The sequence below is a fragment of the Pseudochrobactrum mosebachae genome, assembly GCF_048914685.1.
Lineage (GTDB): Bacteria > Pseudomonadota > Alphaproteobacteria > Rhizobiales > Rhizobiaceae > Pseudochrobactrum.
The window spans coordinates 1,659,291-1,684,220 of the sequence record NZ_CP128408.1 but is presented as its reverse complement, the minus strand read 5'-3'; the positions used below and the strand labels follow the sequence as shown (position 1 = coordinate 1,684,220).

The following is a 24,930-nucleotide window of genomic DNA, read 5'->3' as shown; positions in this document are numbered from 1 at the left end:
TTTTACGAAGTGAAATATTGAAAACTTATGTATTCATTGAATCAAAGAATTCAGCATTATTTTTGGTCTGTTTGAGCTTATCAATCAGGAACTCAATCGCATCAGTGGTGCCCATTGGCGCAAGAATACGACGTAGTACAAAGATTTTCTGCAGATCCTGACGTGGTACCAGCAAATCTTCCTTACGTGTTCCGGATTTAAGAATATCCATAGCTGGGAATATACGCTTATCAGCCACTTTACGATCAAGCACGATTTCAGAGTTACCCGTTCCTTTGAATTCTTCAAAGATAACTTCATCCATACGGCTGCCTGTATCGATCAGAGCTGTAGCGATAATTGTCAGCGAGCCGCCTTCTTCAATGTTACGTGCTGCACCAAAGAAACGCTTAGGGCGCTGCAATGCATTTGCATCCACACCACCGGTCAGAACCTTACCTGATGAAGGAATAACCGTATTATATGCGCGTCCAAGACGTGTAATGGAATCGAGCAGAATAACCACATCACGGCCGTGCTCAACTAGACGCTTCGCCTTTTCGATCACCATTTCAGCAACCTGAACGTGACGTGTTGCCGGCTCATCAAATGTAGATGACACAACTTCACCCTTAACGGAGCGCTGCATGTCCGTCACTTCTTCAGGACGTTCATCAATCAGCAACACAATCAGGTAACATTCAGGATGATTGGCGGTAATTGAATGCGCAATATTCTGCAAAAGCACAGTTTTACCGGTGCGCGGCGGCGCAACAATCAAACCACGCTGGCCTTTACCAAGTGGTGCAACCAGATCGATAACACGGGCAGAATTATCTTTGTTTGTCGGATTATCCAGCTCCATTTTGAAGCGTTCATTAGGATAAAGCGGTGTCAGATTATCGAAGTGAATTTTATGACGGATATTTTCCGGATCTTCAAAATTGATCGTATTAACCTTGAGAAGAGCGAAATAACGTTCGCCTTCTTTGGGGCTACGGATCGGTCCTTCTACCGTATCGCCGGTTTTCAATGAAAATCGGCGGATTTGGGAAGGTGAAATATAAATATCGTCAGGTCCCGGCAAATAATTGGCATTTGCAGACCGCAAAAACCCAAAACCGTCCGGCAATAGCTCAACAACACCTTCGCCGATAATTTCAACTTCCTGAGAAGCAAGGTTTTTCAAAATAGCGAACATCAGCTCTTGTTTACGCATAACACTGGCGTTTTCGACCTGCAGCTCATCAGCAAGAGCGAGCAAGTCGACAGGTGCTTTATTCTTAAGGTCTTGTAATTTCATTTCCTGCATGGGTGCGGAACTCATATAATAAAAGATTGAAAAAAGAAAAATGCAGTTGTGCACTCAAAATGGTCACGAGGAGCATGACCGGCATCAAAGACCTGCTATTCTTGAAGGTAGGATGCGTGTTTCATAAAGGTTTATGTGCGCATGAGCAAGTGGGTAGCGCTTCAGGAGGTAATAAAAATCTTTCCTCCTGACAAAATTACATTTTGGTCAAAACTTCAAGAAAAATAAAGCGGGATTTGCCGGCAAAACTATGAGCCAAAAAAATCCCGCTTTATTTATTTAAAATGGTTTTACAACCACTAGAATAACAATCAACACCATCAAAATAGTAGGAACTTCATTGGCAATACGCCAATGTTTGGTAGATTTTATATTTTTATCCTGAGCAAACATCCGGACATTTTTCGACAAATAGCCATGAAAGCCGGAAAGCAGTACAACAAGTAAAATCTTACCGTGCAGCCAGCCACCTTGAAATGCGAAAACTTTCCATGCCAGCCACAAACCTAAAACCCAGGTCAAAATCATCGCCGGATTGATAATAAAGCGCAATAAACGGCACTCCATAATTTTAAAGGTTTCTGATGCAGCAGAACCGTTTTTTTCCATGCTGTGATAAACAAACAAGCGCGGCAAATAGAGCATGCCTGCCATCCATGCGATCACCGCAATTATATGAAAGGCTTTAATCCAGAGATAAGCCACATCATTTTCGACAAAAAACAAGGCATATGCGGCTATAGCAACAATTATTATCGCAATAATAGCTCGTAAAGCTGATTTATTGCCGCTATTTTGATTTTGAGCTTGAACCATTATGAACCTGCCTGACGGATACGCTTGACCATATGTGCAACATTTTCAACCGGTGCCTGCGGTGTAATACCGTGACCAAGGTTGAACACCAGCGGTCCCTGCCCCAAAGTATCAAGAATCCTGTCAATTCCTTCATCTAAAGCTTTACCACCAGCAACAACCCGCAGCGGATCAAGATTTCCCTGTACTGTACCCTGTTTCTGCAATTCCTGCGCAAATGTCAGTGGCACAGACCAATCAAGACCCAGTGCAGTAATACCGGTTTTGGCCCGGTAATCGCGATAAAGCATGCCTGCCCCTTTTGGAAAGCCTATAATAACCGCTTCCGGATGCACTGCGCGAACTTTTTTGACAATTTTAGCAACCGGCTTGATGCAGAAATCTTCAAAGCAATCTTCGTCTAATACGCCTGACCATGAATCAAAGATTTGCACTGCATCTGCGCCGCAATTGAGTTGTTCAATCAAATATTCAGCTGAGATATCTGCCAAGTCATTCAGCAGTTTAATAAAAACATCGCGATGCTGATAGGCAAACAACCGCGCCGGCGCCTGATCGGGGGTGCCGTGACCGGCAATCATATAAGTTGCAACTGTCCATGGCGCACCACAAAAACCGAGTAGCGTGGTTTCATCGGGTAGCTGCTCGCGTAGCATGCCCACAGTTTCATAAACTGCAGCCAGTTTTGATGCCTTACCTGTAATGTCGAGATCCTTGATCTCATCAACAGTGATTGGCGTCATTAAAGGTCCTCTTCCTTCTTCAAAGCGAAGGTCGCGTCCAAGAACGTGAGGAATGACAAGAATATCTGAAAAAAGAATGGCTGCATCAAATCCATAACGGCGAATAGGCTGCAATGTCACTTCTGTTGCCAGTTTTGGCGCATAGCAAAGATCGAGAAAACTCCCTGCCTCACTGCGCGACTGACGATATTCAGGCAGATAGCGTCCTGCTTGTCTCATCATCCAGATTGGAGGAGGAAAGACGCTTTCGCCTTTGAGAACTTTCAAAACTTTACGTGTCATGCGTTTTACCCACACCGGTTGTCCCCGGTTTTCCCATAAAGAAAGTGATGATTTTGGATTCTGATTATTATTAGAGTCTGTTGATAACGGGGATTAAATGTTTCCCTTGAGCTTTCCACAGGCTGATCAATAAAACCGGTTGCTGTGGATAAATTGCCGATCAAACGGGAAAAAGCAATGCGACTAAAAATTCAACAATAAATACAACACCTTAGTTTACAGCTTTAAATTATCAACCTGTGGAAAACTGTTGAATAGTTTTTATACAAGTTTGAATTGCTCCCGTTACCCACAATCTCTATTGTTTCCAATCTACAGCTGAGCCCGCTGTGGATGAATTGACCCTTAATCAACAGATTCATAAAACTTTAATTTGTGGCTTAATTTTACCCACACTCATCAACAGGGATGCGAGAAATCTGTGACTAAAACGCTTTCTTACTTCCATCTTCATCTTATTTCAGATGCGACCGGAGAGACTCTCCTCGCTGCAGGGCGTGCGGCGGCGGCTCAGTACAGTCACGCGCGGGCTATTGAGCACATGTATCCGCTGATCAGAACTGAGAAACAACTGGCTAAAGTTCTGGAGGGAATTGATGCTGAACCGGGCATTGTTCTCTATACAGTTGTGGATCAAAAGCTGGCTTTAAGGATTGATGAGGCCTGTGCGCAAATGGGAATTCCGTGCGTTTCGGTACTTGAGCCGGTTCTGGCAACATTCCAGTCTTATCTGGGAGCGCCTGCGCATCGGCGCGCCAGTGCGCAGCATGTGCTGGATGCGGATTATTTTCGCCGGATTGATGCGCTTAATTTTACAATGGAGCATGATGACGGACAATTGCCGCCAGATCTGGAAGAGGCGGATATTATTTTAATCGGCATTTCACGGACATCAAAAACGCCGACGAGTATTTATCTTGCCAATCGCGGTATTAAAACTGCCAATATTCCGCTTGTTCCGGGCATTCCGTTGCCGGAAGCCTTGTTACACACTACAAAGCCGTTGATTGTCGGTCTGATTGCCAGCGCCGAGCGTATTTCACATATCCGGCAAAATCGTTTGCTTGGTACATCGCCGGGGCTTGATAGCAGCTCTTATACTGATCGCATTAATATCGCGCAGGAACTGGCTTATGCGCGCAATATTTGTGAGCGCAATAACTGGCCCGTGATCGATGTCACACGTCGCTCGATTGAAGAGACCGCTGCCGCAATTCTCGGCTTGCGCTCACGGGTAAAACCGGCTGAATAAATTTAAGATGATCCTGTTATGAATTATATCAGAGCATTGATAACCCTGATATAATTTTAAAAACATTGTATCTGTGTTTAATATTTTTATGTTTAAAATCTGAGTGGAGATTTGAATATGGCATTATCTTTGATCCTTGCTTCCCAAAGCCCTTTTCGTGCAGCGCTTTTAAAAAATGCCGGTATTCAATTCACATCGCAAAAATCCAATATTGATGAGCGGTCAGTTGAAACGCCATTGTATAAAACCGGAGCAACACCCGAAGATGTAGCGCTTATCCTTGCTGAAGCGAAAGCTGAGGAGGTTAGCAAACGGTTTTCGCATTCTTTGATAATTGGTTGTGATCAGACCTTATCGCTTGGCAATGAGGTTTTTCATAAACCGGCAGATATGGATGGTGCGCGCCGCCACCTTCTTGCTTTGTCGGGCAAAACACACCAGCTCAATAGTGCTGTTGTGCTGGTACAAAACGGCCAAACCTTATGGCGTCATGTGTCAGTGGCTCACATGACCATGCGAAATCTGGAGCCTGGTTTTATTGGTCGTCATTTGGCACGTGTTGGCGATATTGCGCTTTCAAGTGTTGGTGCGTATCAGATTGAAGGAGAAGGTATCCAGCTCTTCGACAAAGTTGATGGCGATTATTTCACGATTGTCGGACTGCCATTGCTGCCTTTGCTGAAAGAATTGCGTGCCAGAGGAATTATTGATGGCTGATATGAAACAGGCCTTTGTTACCGGATATCCGATTAAACATTCCCGCTCACCGCTGATCCATAATTATTGGTTGCGTCATTATGGTTTAGAGGGTTCGTATACTGCCATTGAAAACAGCCCTGAAAGTTTTGCCGGATTTCTAAAATCCTTCGCAGAACAAGGCTTGAGTGGCGGGAATGTTACCATTCCGCATAAAGAAACGGCTTTTGCCTTTTGTGAAAAACGGGATGCTGCAGCTGTTGCTATTGGCGCGGTTAATACGCTGTGGCTTGATGAAAATAAGGTTGTTAATGGCGGTAATACTGATGCTTATGGTTTTGCTGCTAATCTTGATGCGCAAATGCCGGGCTGGGATACCGATCTAACGAGTGAGAAAACGGCATTGGTTCTGGGGGCTGGGGGTGCCAGCCGCGCAGTTATTTATGCTTTGCTGACACGAGGATTTTCTAGAATTACTCTGATTAATCGGACTGTTGAGCGTGCACAGCAATTGGCCGAGCATTTTAATAACGGAAATCTTAAAGCAAAAATTGAAGCCTGTGGCTGGGATAAAGCACAAGATTTTGTCAGTAGCGCGGATTTGATTGTGAATACAACATCGCTTGGGATGAGCGGCCACGGGGAGATACAAAGCTTTCCGCTGGACTTGAATGTCGCAAAATCAGGCGCATTGGCAACTGATATCGTTTATATTCCGCTTGAAACCGCATTTTTAGCACAAGCAAGACAAGCGGGTTTACGCTGTGTTGACGGTCTTGGCATGTTATTACATCAGGCTGTACCGGGGTTTGAGCATTGGTTTGGTGTGCGCCCCGAAGTGACAGAAAAGCTGCGCCAGATCATTCTTGATGACATTCTTAAAGTTTGAAAAATCAGAAATAGCGCAAATACCGCCAATGTCACAAATACCAATGGGATGAACAGCATGATCAAAATTGGTCTAACAGGCTCTATCGGTATGGGAAAATCGACAACGGCACAGTTTTTTTCGGATGCCGGTATCCCGGTTTATGATGCTGATGCAGTTGTTCATCAATTATATAATGGTGAGGCGGTACCTCTGATTGCAGAGGCTTTTCCTGATGCAGTCAGATCCGGCAATGTAGACAGGAAAATTCTGGCTGACTTAGTGTTCAATAATCCAGAACGGCTACGTCTTTTGGAAAATATTGTTCATCCTTTGGTTCACGCAAAAGAAAAACTGTTTTTGCAACAAACGCAGGAACAGGGTGCTGCTATTGTTGTGCTTGATATTCCGTTATTGTTTGAAACCGGCGGAACCGGGCGCGTTGATAAAATTGTTGTTGTCAGTGCGCCCTATGACATACAAAAACAGCGTGTATTAGCGCGCGACGGCATGACAGAAGCCAAATTTGAGGCAATTCTTGCGCGGCAAATGCCGGATTCCGAAAAACGAGCAAAAGCAGATTATATTGTCGATACCAGCCATGACAAAGATGATGCCCGCAGGCAGGTCCTCGAACTAGTGACGGCGCTGAATAAGCAGCCTCTGAATTAAAATAACAGGATATTATGATGCGTGAGATTGTTTTTGATACTGAAACCACAGGTCTGGATAAAAATGACGACCGGGTAATTGAAATTGGTGCCATTGAAATGGTGAATAAATTCATCACTGGCAAAACATTTCATGTTTATATCAATCCGCAAGGCAAGCAGGTCCACCCCGATGCATTGGCTGTTCATGGCATCAGTAATGAAAGTCTGCTCGATAAACCAAATTTTTCGGAAATTTCCGAAGAATTTTTGACCTTCATTGAAGGCGCTAAGCTTGTTGCGCATAATGCGATGTTTGATATCGGATTTCTTAACGCAGAACTGGCGCGTATCAATCAAGTTCCTATTTCTACCGATGTGGTGATTGATACGCTGGCCTTAGCTCGCCGCAAGCATCCAATGGGCCCGAACACGCTTGATGCTCTGTGCAAGCGCTATGGCGTTAATAATGCCCATCGTAAGCTGCATGGCGCCTTGCTGGATACGGAGCTGCTTGCGGAAGTCTATATCGAGCTGCTTGGCGGCAAGCAGACATCACTGGGCTTAAGTGTACAATCAAATGCTGATAATAAGAGCGGTGATAATCAAACCGTTCAGGTAACGCTAAAATCACGCCCTAATCCCCTGCCCTCGCGCCTGACTGAAGCTGATATTGAAGCACATCAAAAGCTGGTTGATAAAATGGGTGATAAAGCGATCTGGAAGCAATATTTGAATTAAAATAATAAAAAAGCCGACGGATCGAAATCCGCCGGCTTTTTCGATAATCTCAATATATTAGTTTTTAACCTGAGATTTAGCCTGCTCTTCAGCCATACGCTGCTGGAACATCTGCGCAAAATCAATCGGGTCGATCATCAGTGGCGGAAAGCCGCCATTGCGTGTTGCATCGGCAACGATCTGGCGTGCAAACGGGAACAGCAGACGCGGGCATTCGATAAACAGGATCGGCAGCATATGTTCCTGCGGAATGTTCTGAATGCGGAAAACGCCACCATAAACCAGCTCAGTGCTGAACAAAACGTCTTTGCCTTCACCAGCCTGTGCAGTCAGTGTCAGCACTACATCAAAATCGCCTTCGGCGATTGGATTGGCATTCACATTAACATTGATGCTGATATTTGGTGCGTTTTCACGCGGACGTAATGAAAGCGGAGCGCCTGGGCTTTCAAAAGAAAAATCTTTTATATACTGAGCCAGAATATTCAGCGATGGCTCTGCACTGCCGTTACCGTTTTGTGCTACATTTGGCGTCTCTGCCATTATCATATACCTTTTCGTTACGAATGATCGACAGTGCGTCGAACAGTATGACAAGTCCTGTTAAAGTGCTGTAACACTTTGAAATGCTACATAATTTTAAGGTTAAATCAATTCAGATTTAAAAAATTATGTAGTATAATTGAACTCCCTGCATTTCAGCTCAATCTGTAAAAATCAGGAATGTGCCGAAACATGTGCCATTTGGCTAGCATATGTGCCATTTGCAGGCAATAACGCACAGCATCATTTAAAACATGCAGCAAAACTGTTTGAATTATTTGCTGAATTGAAAAATCGTTTTCTGCAGATTATTTCCGCTGATCTTTAATCCATGGTGAACTTTTATCGCTTTTATCATTCTCTGATGAGCTGGAATAATCCTCAGGGTTGAGATCAATAATATCATCATCCTGCGGATGCTGCGATTGAAAGGGATCACCCTGACGGAAGCCGGATGCAGAGCGGGTGTTTTGAAAATTGGTGGCCATAATCACGCGATTGCGCAAAAAATGGTTCCAGATCAGATCGCGGATCATTGGAATAAACAGCAATAATCCGATAATATCAGTTAAAAAACCCGGAATAATCAGAAAAATACTGGCTAAAATTAGCAAAGTACCATGAATAATACCACGCTCAGGAGTACGACCCGCTGCAGCCTCAACCTTCATCTGGTTTAAAAGGCTGAGCCCTTGTCTGCGTAGCATAGCAAAACCGATAAAGGCGCTAAGAATGATCAGGCCAAGTGTGGCCAGCACACCAATTTCTTTGCCAACAATGACAAATCCGGCAATTTCAATAAATGGCAGAGCTAAAAATAGCAGCAGGCCAAGCAGTTTTGTCACGGGCGGTAGACCTCTTTGGTGATACGGGCTGCTCTGAACGGTATTATATCGTTCAACCCGGATTATAATTTTTAATTTGGTATATAGATAAGAATGCAGGATGGGTATTTGAATGCCTTATCAGGTTGGACTATATCTTTTTTTAAATAAACACGTTTTATGCTAAGTTGAGTTTATGTTGGCCGCAAACAGCGAAATTTGTGCGGCCTGCACTATTTTGCATAATTCCTCAGATTGATACTAGGCTGAGAAATACCTATGTAATATGGATGGTATTGCGTTTTTTGTATCTGGATAAAGATTTAACGCGATAGAGTGTGTGTTCCGGCAAACAGTTTCGGATATGGTTGGCGAGCGGTATGAATTTTTTCAGTTTTGGCACATTTTTCTTTTTCATTGTTGCGGTGGTTATCTTCCTGCAATTGCGCAACGTATTGGGAAAACGCACAGGCAATGAACGCCCGCCTTTTGACCCTTACACACAGCGTAAAGATGAAAATGGCACCCTCACCCAGCAGAAAGACAATGTTGTTTCTCTGCCGCAGCGCCAGACCGCAGAAAGTCAGGTTAAAGACTTCACATCTATTGATGCTATTGCACCTGTGGGATCGGAACTGAACAGCGGATTGCGTAATATTCGTGCGCATGATGCGAGTTTTGATCCGAAGGAATTTCTCAATGGCGTGAAAATGGCCTATGAGATGATTGTGATGTCCTTTGCTGATGCAGATCGCAAAACCTTGAAAAACCTGCTCTCCAAAGAGGTTTATGAAGGTTTTGATGCGGCGATTAAAGATCGTGAAACCCGTGGTGAAAAAGTAAACTCCACATTTGTCGGTATCAATCAGGCAAAAATTATTGCTGCCGATATGAAGGGCAAAGATGCTCAGGTTACAGTACGTATTGTCAGTGAAATAATTTCTGCCACACAGGATAAGCAAGGTACGGTCATTGATGGTGATCTGGAAACTGTTGCTGAAATCCGTGATGTCTGGACATTTGCACGCAATACAGCTGGTCGTGATCCGAACTGGAAACTTGTTGCCACAGAAGCGGAAGATTGATCGCAAGCAATTTTTCAAAAGAATGACTAAAGGAGCAGTGTCATGTCAGATATCTCTGCCGTTCACTGCTCATCCCACGTTATAACATTCTCAGAATGTGCAGGCTGGGAAGAGGATGACCATAGTGCAGCATTTTCGGCATTTTTAAAATCTGCCGATTACTCTGCTAATCATTCTTATAAAAGCGGCAGCTTAGGGCCGGATTTTGCTGATTTGGCAGTGATGTTTAAAGCTGCACAAAAATTGGCAGAACATCAGCCGGTTGATAAACAAACGGCGCGTTTGTTTTTTGAACAAAATTTTATCCCCGTCAAATTATTGCCCGATCATTTGCAATCCGGTTTTGTAACCGGATTTTATGAACCTGAAATTGCAGCATCACGCGTCAGAACCGCTGAATTTTCAGTACCTTTTTATGCAAGACCTGCCGATCTCATCAAGCTAGACCCGTCTAACCGGCCGAAAAACCTGCCTGATACGCTGATGTTTGGCCGCCAGTGCGGCGAGACTATCTGCCATTATTTTGACCGTCAGGCCATTGATCAGGGTGTATTAGAAGGTCAGGGGCTGGAGCTTGCCTATGTGGCAGATAAGGTGGATGCGTATTTTGCGCATGTGCAGGGCGCTGTCAGACTGAATTTTGCTGATGGCAGCCAGATGCGGCTGACTTATGCTGCTAAATCCGGCCATGATTTTACCGGTGCAGGTCGTGTGCTGATTGATAAGGGCGAGTTGGATCCCGCACAGGTGACCATGCAGACCATAAGAGCATGGCTTGCTGATCACCCTGCCCGTATTGATGAAATTCTTTTTAATAACCGGTCATATATCTTTTTTCGTGAGGCTGTGGTTGATGATCCGCTATTAGGACCTGTGGCTGCGGCTAAAGTTCCGCTAACACCGCTGCGCTCAATTGCGGTTGATCGTAAATATCATTGCTTTGGTACGCCGTTTTTCATAAATGTGCATGACTTTCCTCAAAACTATGGTTCATACCAGAAGTTGATGATCGCACAGGATACCGGATCGGCTATTATTGGCCCTGCCCGTGGTGACCTGTTTATCGGATCAGGAATTGATGCAGGTGAACTTGCCGGTCAGATCCGCCATCAGGCCGATTTCATTATGCTGGTTCCCCGTAAGGGAGAGCCACAATGAAGCGGAAACACCAAAATAACCGACCAGCCCCACGGATTTCGGATAAAAATACTATGAAAATGTTCCAGTTATCCGAAGCTAAACCGGATGTAAAAACATCACCACCCGTCCATCCAGCTGAACAACACCATAAATTTCTGAAGCCGGAAGACCGGATTCTATGGGAAACGGTTGCCCGTAGCACGCGTCCTTTGCGGCCGATTGCACCAAAGCGTACCGGTATTATTGAAGATTTTTATCTCTGGGATATTGAAAACGGGATTAGTCCTGCTGAAGTGGCAAAACCGGCCATAGCTAAAGCAGTGATACCAAATGTGAGCCGTGATTTAACTGCTGATACTGTTGTACAAAAGACTGGTAAACAGACACCGGCTACCAATCCTCTGCATGATATTGATCGTCCGACAATCCGAAAGATCGCTAAGGGTCGCGTGGAAATACAAGCGCGTATCGACCTGCATGGCATGCGGCAGCACGAAGCACATGATCTGCTTTACAGTTTTCTGGCGGATGCATGGCACAGAGGACTGCGTTTTGTGCTGGTAATTACCGGTAAGGGCTCCTCTTCCGGCAGTGAGGGCATCCTTAAACAGGCTGTACCACATTGGTTTTCCACGCCGCTGTTTCGGATTTATGTCAGCGCTTATGAAGATGCGGTGCGCCATCACGGCGGCCATGGTGCGCTCTATGTGCGTTTGCGTAAAACATCGGCTGAAAGGCTTGCGGAAAGCAAATTACTGCCTTCCAGAAAGCGGTATCCCTCATGACACCATTTGGCCTGCGGTTACGACAGCTTCGTGAGGAGCGCGGCGTGACACAAAAGGATATGGCTGAAGCTATCCGCGTGTCAGCGGCCTATTTATCGGCGCTGGAGCATGGACGACGCGGGCAGCCGACCTGGGATTTGCTGCAGCGGATTATCGGCTATTTCAATATTATCTGGGATGATGCCGAGGAGTTGCAAAATCTGGCAATGCTCTCACACCCGCGGGTTACAATTGATACTGCTGGCCTGTCACCTGAAGCAACAGAACTAGCCAATTTACTGGCCAATCATATCCGGATACTCGACAAGGACATAGTAAAAAAACTGAGCGTAATGCTGCGTGAGGCACGCAAGCAGCATTTTTCTCAACGTTGATAGTGTGTTATTATCGTTTTAAAATAGTGCTTTTAAATCAGCTATTTTGGAATTCACCAACCAGCCATAATAGTTTTCTTGTGGCAGTTGCGGGCTGCTGCGTCCAATATTGGCAGCACCCAGTGCGCGGGCACGGGCATCAGCCCCACCGATATTATACAGGGTTGAGGTAATGCCGGGATTTTTAGAAATATCAAAATCAGCATATTTTTTATAAGCAGTAATCGAATGTTTGATCGTTGCCGCCATATAAGGCAGCGTCAGATCAGGATCCATAATGGTTTTATAGACCTGCGCACCGTCGTCAGCGGTGAGTTTTGGCAGGCCGGAGACCCGATTGACCATGTCTGACATTTGCAAGGCTGTGAGCGGGCTGATCTGGCCGAGGCCAAAGGTCTGGCCTGCGTAAAATGGCTGGAAAAATACCGCAGCAAAGCGGTTATTCGGATAAGAAACACCATCAGTCTTTTTACCACGGAATTTTGTATCCCAGATATTTTCGCGGCAGGTCCAAAGACTATAGCTTTCTTTCAGAGCGGCACATTTCTCAAATTCCGGACGTTTAACGAAATCGCTGACCGACTCGCCTTTGTAACTGAAGCTAACACCCTGTTTAACATAGGAAATTGCTTTAACATAATAGGTCTGGAGCTGATCATAAGCATCCACATTATAGGTGTGTTCGCCGATAATGGCACCGGCAATATGCACCGGATCAATATTATAAGCAGCAGCAGCAGATTTGATTTTTGTGCGCAAAGAGCGGTCTGATTTCAGCAAACCATAGATTTTTTGGTATTTTGCATCATAGGTGGTCTGCATTTGTTTGGTACGGTTGGCTGAGGCACCGGGAACAGCAGGCTGTGTGGCATTCCGGTTGCCTTCCGGCACAAGCGTTACGGCATGCGCTGCTGTGCCCAGCATCAGAGCAAAAACGCCGGTTCCGGCTGCAAGACCCAGCTGGCTAAAAACATGATGATGGGATTTTTGGCCGCGGTTCATACGTATTTTGCTCCGTTAGCAGTTGCCTCCAAAACGATCTCTCAAATCAGAACCGATTGTCGGAAAGTATGGTGCTTATATGTTGCGCAGAAAATATGAAACCCTCACGCACAAGTCGAGAGGGTTTCATGATTTAACCGCATAATTCCTGAAATCACTTTTGATTGTAGGATAAAATGCAACAGCGCTTAGTAATTTATAGGATAAAACGTGACAAATCGGTATTTTTAGCCAGATCACCGATCGTTTTACGCACATAATCGGCATCCACAGTAAAGGTAGAGCCGCTTTTGTCCGGTGCGCTGAATGAAATATCGTCCAGCACCTTTTCCATTACTGTTTGCAAACGGCGCGCACCGATATTCTCAATCGTAGAATTGAGATCAACGGCGATATCCGCAAGCGCATCAATAGCATCATCAGTAATATTGAGCGTAACATCTTCCGTTGCCATCAAGGCTACATATTGCTTCAGCAGGCTGACCTCAGTTTCTGTGAGGATAGAGCGCAGATCTTCACGGGTCAGCGCACTCAGCTCAACGCGGATTGGCAGGCGGCCCTGCAACTCCGGCAAGAGATCGGATGGTTTAGAAACATGAAAAGCGCCGGATGCAATAAACAGAATATGGTCGGTTTTTACCGGCCCATATTTGGTCGCAACAGTGGTACCTTCAATCAGCGGTAGCAAATCGCGCTGCACACCCTCGCGTGATACCCCTGCTCCCATGCCACCTTCACGCGAAGCAATCTTGTCAATCTCATCGAGAAAAACAATGCCGTCATTCTGGGTAACATCAAGCGCTTCCTGCGTCACACTATCCTGATCAAGCAGCTTGTCTGATTCATCCGTTACCAGCAGAGCATAAGATTCTTTCACGGTGGTTTTGCGCGGTTTGGTACGGCCGCCCATGGCTTTACCCAGCATATCGCTCAGGTTGAGCATGCCGATATTGCCGCCTGGCATGCCCGGAATTTCAAAGCCGGACATCGCAGAACCGTTATCAGCAACTTCAATTTCGATTTCTTTGTCGTCGAGATCGCCTTCGCGCAATTTCTTACGGAAACTGTCGCGCGTGGCCGGGCTTGCGGTTTTACCGACAAGCGCATCCAATACCCGCTCTTCAGCGTTGATATGGGCTTTGGCTTTCACATCTTCGCGCTTTTTCTCACGAACCTGCCCGATAGCGATTTCCACCAGATCACGGATAATCTGCTCCACATCGCGGCCCACATAACCAACTTCAGTGAATTTTGTGGCTTCAACTTTAATAAACGGTGCACCGGCAAGCTTGGCAAGACGGCGGGAAATCTCTGTTTTACCAACCCCTGTGGGTCCGATCATCAGGATGTTTTTTGGCATCACCTCTTCACGCATACTGCCTTGCAGCTGCTGGCGACGCCAACGATTGCGCAGGGCAATCGCAACAGCGCGTTTGGCATCTTGCTGACCGATGATGAAACGATCAAGCTCAGAAACGATTTCACGTGGAGAAAATACTGTCATATTTATCAAGATCCGCTTTGCCACTGCCGGATAAAGTCAAACGGGTGCAGTAGCATGATAACATTGAGAATGAGGTTGTCTCGAATAACGATAAGGGCAAGAATTTCGAAAAACACTGCCGTGGCGATTATCACTAATATAGGAAGCCTTGAGGCTAGAAAAAAGCCTATGGCCATAGATAGGGTATCGAAAACCGAATTGAGGATGCTGTCTCCGTAATAATCAACTGATGACGTGTTGGCGCGATAGCGGTCAATAATGAAATTCGAATTTTCAAGCAGCTCCCAAGCGACCTCCAGCCCGAGAGCCAGCAAAAGGCGCATATGCAACGGAGCTTTTGGCGCAATCAGCCAGAACAGGGCATAAAAAATAAAGCCGTGAATAATGTGAGACAGCGTATACCAGTCAAAGAGCTGTTGGGAATTTTCATTGCTGTTCACTTCATTCACGAACAGGCGGATTGTGCCGCATTCACAGATCGGCTGGCGCCCCATCATATAAAGAGCTATGGCCTGTGCGGCCATAACAACGACTATGATGATAAATGCCCTGCCCCAATTCCAGGTTGCAGGAGATGAGGCAGAAGTAAAACGGGATGAGGTCACAATGCGCCTTTATTGCATTTCGCGCCTTGAGAAAACCGGTGGCGAAATACGTTTATCGGTAAGAAATTTATGATGTTAGCATAAATGGCAGTGTCTTACGCGCAATCAAGGCTTTCTACCGTGAAATTGCTGTTGGTATAGATGCAAATCTCGGCAGCAATTGTCATCGCTTTACGGGCTATCGCTTCCGCATCCATATCCGTATCAATCAGTGCACGGGCTGCAGACAGCGCATAATTACCGCCGGAACCGATGGCCATAACGCCGTTTTCAGGCTCCAGCACATCACCAAGACCGGTAATTGCCAGTGTTATGTTTTTATCGGCTACCAGCATCATGGCCTCTAACTTGCGCAAATAGCGGTCTGTTCGCCAGTCTTTTGCAAGCTCGACTGAAGCGCGCATTAGCTGATCCGGATATTGTTCAAGCTTGGCTTCAAGGCGTTCCAGCAGCGTAAATGCATCAGCTGTTGCACCGGCAAAACCGGTAATAACACTACCGCCTTTACCAATGCGGCGCACTTTGCGGGCATTGCCTTTCATAATGGTCTGGCCGAGAGAAACCTGACCGTCACCGGCAATTACCACTTTGTTGCCCTTGCGCACTGTGACAATCGTGGTGCCATAAATTGTTGTCGGATTATGTTCAATCATAGGGGCAACTCCGCTGATTATTTTGTAAAAATCTATTTGCTCTATTTATGATGCCTGATCAGAAATACAACAGGGCGTGAAATACTACCGCCAATAATTAACACTGCTGCATCAAAGCATTTGGCAAAACTGTGGCACTGTTCTAGAACAACAGTGGAGAAGAACAAGACCGGATTATTAATATGAGCATTCAGCGTACAGCAAAAATCAGCCGCAGCACCAAAGAAACCAGCATTGAGGTGCAAGTGTTTCTGGACGGAACCGGCCAGTTTGATATTTCGACCGGCGTTGGTTTTTTTGATCATATGCTTGAGCAGCTTTCGCGCCACTCGCTGATTGATATGAAAATCACCACCAAGGGCGATACCCATATTGATGATCACCACACAGTTGAAGATACCGGTATTGCGATTGGTAAAGCCATTGCTGAGGCCCTTGGCGAGCGCCGTGGAATTGTGCGCTATGCGTCGCTTGATCTGGCGATGGATGAAACTTTGACTTCGGCAGCGCTTGATGTTTCAGGGCGGCCGTTTCTGATCTGGAATGTACCGTTTAATGCTTCGAAAATCGGCAGCTTTGATACAGAGCTGGTGCGTGAGTTTTTCCAGGCACTGGCACAAAATGCCGGCATCACGCTGCATGTGAATCTGCGCTACGGCATTAATAATCATCATATTGCCGAAACATGTTTCAAAGCAGTAGCGCGCGCTTTGCGCATGGCGATTGAAACCGATCCGCGGCAGAAAGATGCTATTCCTTCGACAAAAGGCACATTAAAGGGCTGATCATGGCCAGCTACATCGTTCTTGAACCGACAGACGCAGCAATATGCAAGCATAAATCTGCATGTGGGGATCACACGGTTTTTGTGCGTGATGAATTTTCAGTTCTGGCATTGATCCTGCCGTTTTTGTGGCTGGTGATCCATCGTCTTTGGTGGCATGCGCTGATGATTGCAGTGATCGGATGGGGCGCATTCAGTATGCTGGGTACATATCTTTCCTCACCTTATGCGGTTGCAATCTTGTCATTTTTGCTGTCGCTGTTTGTTGCGCTTGAAGGGCGCAACTGGTATCTCGCAGCCCTGAGATACAAGGGTTATAAGGAAGTGGCACAGATCAATGCCACTGATCTGTGGGATGCGGAAACAGTTTATTTTTATGGTGCTGCACGGTTTGCTGAACATAGCGAACCAGAACGTCATCTTGAAGGTACTGCGGCAGTAAAAACCGATACAATGCCGAATGGAGCGCCTGCAACAGGTACTATGATCGGCTTAGTTGAATATCGCGGAAGGGTGTGACATGCGTGTCGCCATTATCGATTATGGTTCCGGAAACTTGAAATCCGTAGCCAAGGCTTTTGAACGCGCTGTGAGTGATATGGGCAGTTCCATCCATATTGATGTTACAAGCGATGCCAAGGCTGTGCTGAGCGCTGATCATATTGTTTTACCGGGAGTAGGCGCCTATGCGGATTGCCGCCGCGGGCTGGATAATGTGCCGGGCATGCTTGATGCACTGAACGACGTGGTTCATCATCAGGCGAGGCCTTTTCTCGGCATTTGTGTCGGTATGCAATTGCTCTCGACACGCGGTCTGGAAAAATCAGTGACCGCCGGGTTGAACTGGATTGAGGGCGATGTGCGTGAAATGAAGCCGTCTGATCCGGCTTTAAAAATTCCGCAAATCGGCTGGAATACGCTTGATCTGCATTACGATCATCCGGTCTTTACTGATATTGCAACCGGCGATCATGGTTTGCATGCCTATTTCGTGCATTCCTATAAGTTTGATGTGCAAAATGCATCTGATGTGCTGGCAACCACCAGCTATGGCGAGACAGTGACAGCTGCGGTTGCACGCGGCAATATTGTTGGCACACAGTTCCATCCGGAAAAAAGCCAGCGCCTCGGTCTCAAATTCATTACCAATTTCCTGAAGTGGAAGCCATGATACTTTTTCCGGCAATTGATCTGAAAGACGGCGTATGCGTTCGCCTGAAACTCGGCGATATGAACCAGTCTACGGTTTATAATACTGATCCTGCAGCTCAGGCAAAAGCCTTTGAAGATCAGGGATTTGAATGGTTGCATGTGGTGGATCTTAATGGTGCATTTGCAGGCAGTAGTGTGAATGGCGCAGCCGTTGAAGCAATTTTAAAAGCCACTAAAAATCCGGTGCAGCTCGGCGGCGGTATCCGCACGCTTGAGCATATTGAAAGCTGGCTTTCCAAGGGCCTGTCGCGTGTTATCCTCGGCACGATTGCGGTGCGTGATCCGCAATTGGTGATTGAAGCCTGTAAGCAGTTTCCGGGTAAAGTTGCCGTTGGCATTGATGCGAAAGGCGGCAAGGTTGCCGTTGAGGGCTGGGCTGAAGCATCAGAGCTTGGTGTGATCGAGCTGGCGAAAAAGTTTGAAGGGGCAGGGGTCGCAGCCATTATCTATACGGATATTGACCGTGACGGCATTTTGGCGGGTATTAACTGGCCTTCTACGCTTGGGCTGGCTGAGGCTGTTTCCATTCCTGTTATTGCATCCGGTGGCCTGGCGTCGATGGATGATATTCATCGTATGACGCAAGCCGATGCGCGTAAGCTTGAAGGCGCAATTTCCGGCCGTGCGCTTTATGACGGCCGCATTGATCCGGCTGAAGCGCTGGCGCTACTAAAGGCTGCACGGGGAGGCATTGATGCTTAAAGCGCGTGTAATTCCTTGCCTCGATGTCAAAGACGGGCGTGCCCGTCTGCCCGGAGCGCAGCGAGGACAGACAAACTTAAACAAGACACGACAGATAGGGGGCATTGATGCTTAAAGCGCGTGTAATTCCTTGTCTCGATGTTAAAGACGGTCGTGTCGTCAAAGGCGTTAATTTTGTTGATCTGATTGATGCCGGTGATCCGGTTGAAGCTGCAAAAGCCTATGATGCGGCGGGTGCAGATGAACTTTGTTTCCTTGATATCACAGCTTCATCCGATAATCGCGAGACGATTTTTGATGTTATAGCACGAACAGCCGAACAATGTTTCATGCCGCTCACCGTTGGCGGTGGCGTGCGTGCTGTCAGTGATATCCGTAAGCTTTTGCTGGCGGGTGCCGATAAGGTTTCTATCAATACGGCTGCGGTACAAAATCCTGATCTGATCGCTGAGGCCGCTGATAAATTTGGCAATCAATGTATTGTTGTGGCTGTCGATGCCAAACAGGTTTCCGGTGCAAATGAGGCGGATCGTTGGGAGATTTTTACCCATGGCGGACGTACAGCGACCGGTCTTGATGCGATCGAATTTGCCATCAAGATGGTTGATCTGGGGGCAGGGGAAATTCTGCTGACCTCAATGGATCGTGATGGCACTAAAGTTGGCTATGATCTGGCGCTTACCCGCGCTGTGGCGGATGCTGTACGGGCACCTGTGATTGCCTCCGGTGGTGTAGGCTCGCTTGATGATCTGGTGGCTGGTGTTAAACAGGGTCATGCCAGCGCGGTGCTGGCTGCCTCCATTTTCCACTTTGGCACCTATACGATTGAAGAGGCCAAACGTTATATGGCAAGCCATGGTATTGCAGTGCGGCTTGATTAAACTGCGCTAGAGCGGGTAACGATCAGGTTGGATCGCAGCGCTTGCTCTAGATTTTAGCTTTTTCGCATTGTCATGCCTATCAAGTTGATTCAACTTGATCGTGAAATGCTCTAGGCGTGCGTTTGCAGGTTTTTTGCGCAAAATACTGATGATTTGGCCCACAACCTGTAAATTTTACTTGTTCAATGAGATGGGGGGTGCTTTTCATCCCTCATTTGCTGTAAAGACCGCTGCATTGATGAGCCGGACAGGCCGGATTCCTCTCGGTCATCCCTGAAATTGCACTGAAACAGGAGTGCAGCATGACAGATTTCTCACTTGCTGATCTGGAGCAGATTGTAGCTGAACGCGCCGCATCTACGGATGGTTCATCTTATACTGCCTCTTTGATTGCTAAAGGACAGCATAAAGCCGCCCAAAAACTGGGTGAAGAAGCTGTTGAAACCGTTATTGCTGCAATGATGAAAGACAATAACGGGGTAATTTCAGAAAGCGCCGATCTGCTCTATCATTTGCTGGTGGTGTGGAAAATTGCAGGCGTTTCACTGCATTCGGTAATGCAAGAGCTTGAAAACCGTACATCGCAGACAGGGCTTGAGGAAAAAGCGGCTCGAAAATCGCAATAATACTGACTTTCACTGTATTTTACCGTCAGTTTTCACTCAGAGATCGAAATTTACGCGATGGATCTTTTTCGTAATAAGCTTTACTCGCCCTATCAGATATTCACAGCCGCGGAATGGGCTCAATTTCGAGCCGACACGCCGCTGACCCTGACAATGGACGAAGTTAAACGTCTGCGCTCCCTGAACGATCCGGTGGATCTGGATGAGGTGCGCCGGATTTATCTGGCCTTGTCGCGGTTGCTGTCGACCCATGTTGAGGCAATGCAAACGCTTTATACGCAGCGTAAACAGTTTCTGATGAAGGATGATGCGGTTAAAACGCCGTTTATTATCGGTATTGCCGGATCTGTTGCTGTCGGTAAATCGACCACAGCGCGTATTCTGAAGGAGTTGCTGCGTCGCTGGCCCTCCAGTCCAAAAGTTGAGCTGGTGACCACTGACGGCTTTCTATATCCCAATGAGGTGCTGCGCTCTGAAGGCCGCATGGAGCGCAAAGGGTTTCCCGACAGTTACGACACCGGCGCGATCCTGAGTTTTCTCACCTCGATGAAAGCAGGGCTTAGCCATGTGCGTGCGCCGGTTTACTCCCATATGACCTATGATGTGGTGCCGGGAGACTATGTAACCATTGACCGGCCTGATATTCTGATTTTTGAAGGCATTAACGTGCTACAGGTGCGTGATCTGCCAGCAGACGGTAAAGTTGTACCTTTTGTTTCCGATTTTTTCGACTTTTCTATTTATATTGATGCTGATCCGGTACTGATCCATGAATGGTATATCAACCGGTTTATGAAGCTGCGTGAAACGGCGTTCCGTGATCCGCAGAGCTTCTTTCACCGCTACTCGCAATTGTCGCAAGAGACGGCGCTTTCAATTGCCGAGGGGCTTTGGACCAATATCAATCTCAAAAACCTGTTTGAGAATATTGTACCCACACGCCCGCGGGCAGATTTGATTTTGCGCAAAGGCGCCAATCATATGATTGAAGAAGTTGCGTTACGTAAAATCTGAATTAACAAAAAAGCCCCGCCGGATAAACCTGCGGGGCTTTTTAATAAGTTGTTTTGTAAATCTTATGAAGCAGCAGGAATACGCAATACCTGACCCGGATAAATTTTATCCGGCGAGGTCAGCATTGGCTTATTGGCTTCAAAAATAATGTTATTTTTGGCGCCCTGACCTTTTCCATATTGGGCTTCAGCGATTTTCCAGAGATTGTCGCCTTTTTGCACAGTGTAAAACACCGGAGCGCCTTCTTCAGTTGCGCCGTCAACTTTAAGCTCAGAGGCTTCCACTTTGGATACGCCGAGCGAGTTGCCCACCGCTATAATCGCCTTTTCAAAAGCGGACTGATCTTTGACATTGCCTGTCAGAACAGCTTTGTCACCTTCAACTGAAACCTTTACATCACCGGTACCGAGATTATGGGAATCCAGCTCTTTTTTCAGATCATCTGCATTTGGTTCATTCTCACCGAAGCCAAGTTTGGTTCCGACAGACTTAACGAAGTCAAAAATGCCCATGCCATATCTCCTTATTGGTGCCAATTGTGATCCGGAAAAATTTAACGGATTGACTGATAATATAGGCTGATAAATCTTTTGGGGAAGGCATCTGTTTAAAATAAAAGGTTTTTTAATCGTCCTTTACGCGCTGGCGCATTTTTTTAACATCAGCTCGTCCCGATTTAGATTTCAGGCGCCGCTCGATCGAGCCTTTGGTTGGTTTGGTTTTTCTGCGCGGCGGCGGCGGTGGTTTTGCGGCCTCTGTTATCAGTGCAATCAAGCGCGCGCGCGCATCTTCTCGGTTTTTTTCTTGTGTGCGAAAACGGCTGGCCTCAATCAGAATATCGCCGTCTTTATTGGCGCGTTGTCCGGCAAGCGTGATCAGACGGGCATAAACATCTTCTGGCAGAGCGGCCTGCGCGGCTGCAAAGCGCAATTGCACAGCAGTCGAAACCTTATTCACATTCTGACCACCGGGGCCTGAAGAGCGGATAAAACTCTCTTCAAGCAGGTTTTCATGAATGATGATGCGGTTGGTAATGCGGATGAGATGTTTGTTTTGTTCCGTCATGATTGATTTATAACGGAAATTCTGGAGACTGCGAAGGCTGTAACAGAAATAAAAACGGCACCCAAGGGGTGCCGTTTTAAATATTGATGAGCCGCTTACGATTGCTGCTTATTCAGCAGCGAGTGCAAGGCCCGGCGCTGCGGAGCGTACTTCTGCATCCACATGGCTTTCAAACTTAACAAAATTACTGATGAACATATTGGCGAGTTTGGCTGCCTGTGCATCGTAAGCCTGTTTATCTGCCCAGGTTGAGCGTGGGTCAAGAATGCTGGAATCCACGCCTGCAACCGCAACCGGCACTTCAAAACCGAAATTCGGGTCGGTACGGAACTCAACATTATTGAGCGAACCGTCAAGAGCGGCCGAGAGCAGGGCACGCGTTGCTTTGATCGGCATACGGTTGCCGGTACCATAAGCACCACCTGTCCAGCCGGTATTGACCAGCCAGCAATCAACTTTGTGCTCAGCAATCAGCTTGCGCAAAAGATCACCGTATTCTGACGGATGACGAGGCATAAATGGCGCACCAAAACAGGTCGAGAAGGTGGCTTCTGGCTCGGTCACACCCTTTTCTGTACCAGCAACCTTAGCGGTATAACCGGACAGGAAGTGATACATCGCCTGAGCAGGGGTAAGCTTGGCAATAGGAGGCATAACCCCAAAGGCATCTGCGGTAAGCATGATGACATTTTTCGGCTGGCCAGCGGTACCGGTTTTGGAAGCATTGGAAATGAAATCAAGCGGGTAGGCGGCACGGGTATTTTCAGTGCGCGAACCGTCGTTGAAATCCGGCTGATGATTTTCATCCAGCACCACATTTTCCAGAACAGTACCGAAACGCTGTGTTGTTGAAAAGATTTCCGGTTCAGCTTCAGCGGAAAGACGAATAGTCTTAGCGTAGCAGCCGCCTTCAAAGTTGAAGATGCCGTTTTCGCTCCAGCCGTGCTCGTCATCACCGATCAGTGTGCGGCTCGGATCAGCGGACAGCGTGGTTTTACCGGTGCCTGACAGGCCGAAGAAAATAGCGGTGTCACCATTTGGCGCTTCATTTGCTGAGCAATGCATCGGCATAATGCCTTTTGCAGGCAGAATGTAGTTGAGTGCGGTAAAGACCGACTTCTTCATTTCACCGGCATAAGATGTACCACCGATCAGCACAACCTTGTTGACCAGATCAACAGCAATCACAGTCTCGGTACGGCAGCCGTATTTTTCAGGATCAGCGCGGAATGACGGCAGATCAATAATGGTCATTTCCGGCATAAAGCTCTGCAGCACCGCCAGCTCAGGGCGGATCAGCAAATTGCGAATGAACAGCGAATGCCATGCAAATTCGGTAACAACGCGCACCTTGATATTATGCTCGGCATCAGCACCGCCAATGAGATCCTGAACAAATAACTCTTTGCCTTTGGCATGCTCGATGAAATCGGCATGTAGTTTTGCAAAGTTTTCCGGGCTCATTGGTTTGTTATTATCCCACCAGATCTGATCTTCGGTGGTTTCATCACGGACTACAAATTTGTCTTTAGGGCTGCGACCGGTGTGTTGGCCGGTAACAGCCATCAATGCGCCTTGTGCTGTGAGTGCAGACTCACCGCGACGGATCGATTCTTCATAGAGCTGAGCTGGTCCCAAATTAAAATAGACCGCGGCGAGATCCTTTAACCCCGTCGTTGCAATGGAAGCGGCCGCATTGCGAATGCCAGTCTCTTTCATAATCTTTTCTCGCAGTTTTACAGGTTGCACTACAGCGCATGTTTTTTCATCACGCCAGAAGACTGTCCCAATCAGATTAACGCGACAAATTCAAATCTTTAATCGTTTAAATTATTTTTAAATTTTCTTAAATCGTTTAGATGGCAATTTAAACTGCGAGTATCCACATATAAAAAATGAAATTATCCGGCACAAATGACAGGAAATGCGAAACTGAAAAGGCTGCTGCCTTACTTTGTACTTAATTTGTGCTGCTTAAAAGACGTGCTATATACAGAACTGACAGTGAATGTAACGAAGGAGACACTGCCTGATGAGGGAAGTTCCGGTAACACAGACCATTGCGCTTGTTGATGATGACCGCAATATCCTGACTTCTGTATCCATTGCTCTGGAGTCGGAAGGCTATCGGGTCGAGACCTATACAGATGGTGCCTCGGCATTGGATGGCCTGATGGCACGCCCGCCAAATCTCGCGATCTTTGATATTAAGATGCCGCGTATGGATGGTATGGAGCTGTTGCGGCGCCTGCGTCAGAAATCCGATCTTCCGGTAATTTTTCTGACCTCCAAAGATGATGAGATCGATGAATTATTTGGCCTGAAGATGGGTGCGGATGATTTTATCACCAAACCGTTTTCCCAGCGTCTGCTGGTTGAGCGTGTTAAAGCGGTGTTGCGCCGCGTGGCTGCTCGTGAAAATGCGATTAAAAATCCGGGTCTGCCAACCAAATCTTTGCAGCGCGGGCAGCTGGAAATGGATCAAGAGCGCCACACTTGCACGTGGAAAGGGGAGCCAGTCACATTAACGGTAACCGAGTTTTTGATTCTGCATTCTCTTGCGCAGCGTCCGGGTGTGGTAAAGAGCCGTGATGCGTTGATGGATGCTGCTTATGATGAGCAGGTTTATGTCGATGACCGTACTATTGATAGTCACATTAAGCGTCTGCGTAAGAAGTTCAAAGTCGTTGATGATGATTTTGAAATGATCGAGACACTTTATGGTGTTGGCTATCGCTTCCGCGAAGCATAAAATGGTATGATGAACAGATTGTGCCCGCTCTGATCTGGGT

Annotated in this window: 29 protein-coding genes; 17 read left to right on the top strand and 12 right to left on the bottom strand. The window is 46.8% G+C overall.

Features of this window, described 5'->3' with window-relative positions; translation table 11 throughout:
• Nucleotides 1–25: 25 nt before the first annotated feature.
• The 3 genes from rho to hemE all read right to left on the bottom strand — a co-directional run bounded on the left by rho (nt 26) and on the right by hemE (nt 3,132).
• Nucleotides 26–1,291, bottom strand: a complete 1,266-nt coding sequence (gene rho, locus MP213Fo_RS07630; RefSeq protein WP_421088485.1) for a transcription termination factor Rho — start codon at nt 1,289–1,291, stop codon at nt 26–28.
• A gap of 279 nt (nt 1,292–1,570) precedes the next feature.
• Nucleotides 1,571–2,107: a protoporphyrinogen oxidase HemJ gene (gene hemJ, locus MP213Fo_RS07625; RefSeq protein ID WP_421088484.1), complete on the bottom strand. Its 537-nt coding sequence runs from the start codon at nt 2,105–2,107 to the stop codon at nt 1,571–1,573.
• On the bottom strand, nt 2,107–3,132 hold the full coding sequence (gene hemE, locus MP213Fo_RS07620) for a uroporphyrinogen decarboxylase (protein ID WP_421088483.1): 1,026 nt from the start codon (nt 3,130–3,132) through the stop codon (nt 2,107–2,109). Before hemE ends, hemJ begins: the two co-directional genes overlap by 1 nt.
• A 421-nt stretch (nt 3,133–3,553) precedes the next feature.
• On the opposite strand from hemE, the gene MP213Fo_RS07615 reads away from it, so the two are divergent.
• From MP213Fo_RS07615 to dnaQ, 5 genes are all read left to right on the top strand, one after another.
• Complete coding sequence (locus MP213Fo_RS07615; RefSeq protein WP_421088482.1) at nt 3,554–4,384, top strand: pyruvate, water dikinase regulatory protein; 831 nt, start codon at nt 3,554–3,556, stop codon at nt 4,382–4,384.
• A gap of 117 nt (nt 4,385–4,501) precedes the next feature.
• On the top strand, nt 4,502–5,101 hold the full coding sequence (locus MP213Fo_RS07610) for a Maf-like protein (protein WP_421088481.1): 600 nt from the start codon (nt 4,502–4,504) through the stop codon (nt 5,099–5,101).
• Nucleotides 5,094–5,969 carry a shikimate dehydrogenase gene (locus MP213Fo_RS07605; protein WP_421088480.1) on the top strand — a complete coding sequence of 292 codons (876 nt, stop codon included), beginning with the start codon at nt 5,094–5,096 and terminating at the stop codon, nt 5,967–5,969. Before MP213Fo_RS07610 ends, MP213Fo_RS07605 begins: the two co-directional genes overlap by 8 nt.
• Nucleotides 5,970–6,026: 57 nt before the next feature.
• Nucleotides 6,027–6,620, top strand: a complete 594-nt coding sequence (coaE, locus tag MP213Fo_RS07600) for a dephospho-CoA kinase (RefSeq protein WP_421088479.1) — start codon at nt 6,027–6,029, stop codon at nt 6,618–6,620.
• A 17-nt stretch (nt 6,621–6,637) separates the two neighbouring features.
• On the top strand, nt 6,638–7,339 hold the full coding sequence (gene dnaQ / locus MP213Fo_RS07595) for a DNA polymerase III subunit epsilon (RefSeq protein WP_421088478.1): 702 nt from the start codon (nt 6,638–6,640) through the stop codon (nt 7,337–7,339).
• Between the two features lie 57 nt (nt 7,340–7,396).
• Here dnaQ and secB read toward each other — a convergent pair whose 3' ends face one another.
• Complete coding sequence (secB, locus tag MP213Fo_RS07590) at nt 7,397–7,882, bottom strand: protein-export chaperone SecB (RefSeq protein WP_421088477.1); 486 nt, start codon at nt 7,880–7,882, stop codon at nt 7,397–7,399.
• A 308-nt stretch (nt 7,883–8,190) separates the two neighbouring features.
• On the bottom strand, nt 8,191–8,727 hold the full coding sequence (locus MP213Fo_RS07585) for an FxsA family protein (RefSeq protein WP_421088476.1): 537 nt from the start codon (nt 8,725–8,727) through the stop codon (nt 8,191–8,193).
• Nucleotides 8,728–9,086: 359 nt separating this feature from the next.
• Here MP213Fo_RS07585 and MP213Fo_RS07580 point away from each other — a divergent pair, with 359 nt between their 5' ends.
• Genes MP213Fo_RS07580 through MP213Fo_RS07565 form a run of 4 tightly spaced genes read left to right on the top strand, consistent with a single transcriptional unit; the run spans nt 9,087 to nt 12,090 of the window.
• Complete coding sequence (locus MP213Fo_RS07580) at nt 9,087–9,791, top strand: Tim44/TimA family putative adaptor protein (protein ID WP_421088475.1); 705 nt, start codon at nt 9,087–9,089, stop codon at nt 9,789–9,791.
• Between the two features lie 42 nt (nt 9,792–9,833).
• Entirely contained in the window at nt 9,834–10,949 is a 1,116-nt protein-coding gene (locus tag MP213Fo_RS07575; RefSeq protein WP_421088474.1) for a murein transglycosylase A, read from the top strand.
• Nucleotides 10,950–11,002: 53 nt separating this feature from the next.
• Complete coding sequence (locus tag MP213Fo_RS07570; protein ID WP_421088473.1) at nt 11,003–11,716, top strand: Smr/MutS family protein; 714 nt, start codon at nt 11,003–11,005, stop codon at nt 11,714–11,716.
• On the top strand, nt 11,713–12,090 hold the full coding sequence (locus MP213Fo_RS07565; RefSeq protein ID WP_421088472.1) for a helix-turn-helix domain-containing protein: 378 nt from the start codon (nt 11,713–11,715) through the stop codon (nt 12,088–12,090). The genes MP213Fo_RS07570 and MP213Fo_RS07565 overlap by 4 nt, the downstream gene beginning before the upstream one ends.
• Before the next feature lie 18 nt (nt 12,091–12,108).
• On the opposite strand, the gene MP213Fo_RS07560 is transcribed toward MP213Fo_RS07565, so the two are convergent.
• The 4 genes from MP213Fo_RS07560 to hslV form a co-directional block, all read right to left on the bottom strand.
• On the bottom strand, nt 12,109–13,014 hold the full coding sequence (locus MP213Fo_RS07560; RefSeq protein WP_421091065.1) for a DUF1402 family protein: 906 nt from the start codon (nt 13,012–13,014) through the stop codon (nt 12,109–12,111).
• A gap of 274 nt (nt 13,015–13,288) precedes the next feature.
• Nucleotides 13,289–14,596, bottom strand: coding sequence for an ATP-dependent protease ATPase subunit HslU (hslU, locus tag MP213Fo_RS07555; RefSeq protein ID WP_421088471.1), 1,308 nt, complete (start codon nt 14,594–14,596; stop codon nt 13,289–13,291).
• 5 nt (nt 14,597–14,601) lie between these two features.
• Nucleotides 14,602–15,204, bottom strand: coding sequence for a DUF2585 domain-containing protein (locus MP213Fo_RS07550; RefSeq protein ID WP_421091064.1), 603 nt, complete (start codon nt 15,202–15,204; stop codon nt 14,602–14,604).
• Nucleotides 15,205–15,296: 92 nt separating this feature from the next.
• Complete coding sequence (gene hslV / locus MP213Fo_RS07545) at nt 15,297–15,854, bottom strand: ATP-dependent protease subunit HslV (RefSeq protein ID WP_421088470.1); 558 nt, start codon at nt 15,852–15,854, stop codon at nt 15,297–15,299.
• 182 nt (nt 15,855–16,036) lie between these two features.
• Here hslV and hisB point away from each other — a divergent pair, with 182 nt between their 5' ends.
• The 7 genes from hisB to coaA all read left to right on the top strand — a co-directional run bounded on the left by hisB (nt 16,037) and on the right by coaA (nt 21,073).
• Entirely contained in the window at nt 16,037–16,639 is a 603-nt protein-coding gene (gene hisB, locus MP213Fo_RS07540; protein WP_421088469.1) for an imidazoleglycerol-phosphate dehydratase HisB, read from the top strand.
• A 2-nt stretch (nt 16,640–16,641) separates the two neighbouring features.
• Complete coding sequence (locus MP213Fo_RS07535; RefSeq protein WP_421088468.1) at nt 16,642–17,157, top strand: DUF2628 domain-containing protein; 516 nt, start codon at nt 16,642–16,644, stop codon at nt 17,155–17,157.
• A gap of 1 nt (nt 17,158) precedes the next feature.
• On the top strand, nt 17,159–17,809 hold the full coding sequence (gene hisH, locus MP213Fo_RS07530) for an imidazole glycerol phosphate synthase subunit HisH (protein WP_421088467.1): 651 nt from the start codon (nt 17,159–17,161) through the stop codon (nt 17,807–17,809).
• Nucleotides 17,806–18,552, top strand: coding sequence for a 1-(5-phosphoribosyl)-5-[(5-phosphoribosylamino)methylideneamino]imidazole-4-carboxamide isomerase (gene hisA, locus MP213Fo_RS07525; RefSeq protein ID WP_421088466.1), 747 nt, complete (start codon nt 17,806–17,808; stop codon nt 18,550–18,552). The genes hisH and hisA overlap by 4 nt, the downstream gene beginning before the upstream one ends.
• A gap of 104 nt (nt 18,553–18,656) precedes the next feature.
• Nucleotides 18,657–19,433, top strand: coding sequence for an imidazole glycerol phosphate synthase subunit HisF (gene hisF, locus MP213Fo_RS07520; RefSeq protein ID WP_421088465.1), 777 nt, complete (start codon nt 18,657–18,659; stop codon nt 19,431–19,433).
• Nucleotides 19,434–19,735: 302 nt separating this feature from the next.
• The gene (locus MP213Fo_RS07515) at nt 19,736–20,059 is read left to right on the top strand and encodes a phosphoribosyl-ATP diphosphatase (protein WP_421088464.1); all 324 of its coding nucleotides are present in this window, start codon (nt 19,736–19,738) and stop codon (nt 20,057–20,059) included.
• Nucleotides 20,060–20,116: 57 nt separating this feature from the next.
• Nucleotides 20,117–21,073, top strand: coding sequence for a type I pantothenate kinase (gene coaA / locus MP213Fo_RS07510; RefSeq protein ID WP_421088463.1), 957 nt, complete (start codon nt 20,117–20,119; stop codon nt 21,071–21,073).
• Between the two features lie 62 nt (nt 21,074–21,135).
• Here the strand turns inward: coaA and lysM are convergent, their stop codons facing one another.
• The 3 genes from lysM to MP213Fo_RS07495 all read right to left on the bottom strand — a co-directional run bounded on the left by lysM (nt 21,136) and on the right by MP213Fo_RS07495 (nt 23,857).
• On the bottom strand, nt 21,136–21,585 hold the full coding sequence (lysM, locus tag MP213Fo_RS07505) for a peptidoglycan-binding protein LysM (protein WP_421088462.1): 450 nt from the start codon (nt 21,583–21,585) through the stop codon (nt 21,136–21,138).
• A gap of 112 nt (nt 21,586–21,697) precedes the next feature.
• On the bottom strand, nt 21,698–22,138 hold the full coding sequence (arfB, locus tag MP213Fo_RS07500; RefSeq protein ID WP_421088461.1) for an alternative ribosome rescue aminoacyl-tRNA hydrolase ArfB: 441 nt from the start codon (nt 22,136–22,138) through the stop codon (nt 21,698–21,700).
• Nucleotides 22,139–22,246: 108 nt separating this feature from the next.
• Entirely contained in the window at nt 22,247–23,857 is a 1,611-nt protein-coding gene (locus MP213Fo_RS07495; protein ID WP_421088460.1) for a phosphoenolpyruvate carboxykinase, read from the bottom strand.
• Between the two features lie 313 nt (nt 23,858–24,170).
• Here MP213Fo_RS07495 and MP213Fo_RS07490 point away from each other — a divergent pair, with 313 nt between their 5' ends.
• Nucleotides 24,171–24,890 (top strand): response regulator transcription factor, encoded by a 720-nt coding sequence (locus MP213Fo_RS07490; protein ID WP_421088459.1) that lies wholly within the window; start codon nt 24,171–24,173, stop codon nt 24,888–24,890.
• Nucleotides 24,891–24,930: the final 40 nt, after the last annotated feature.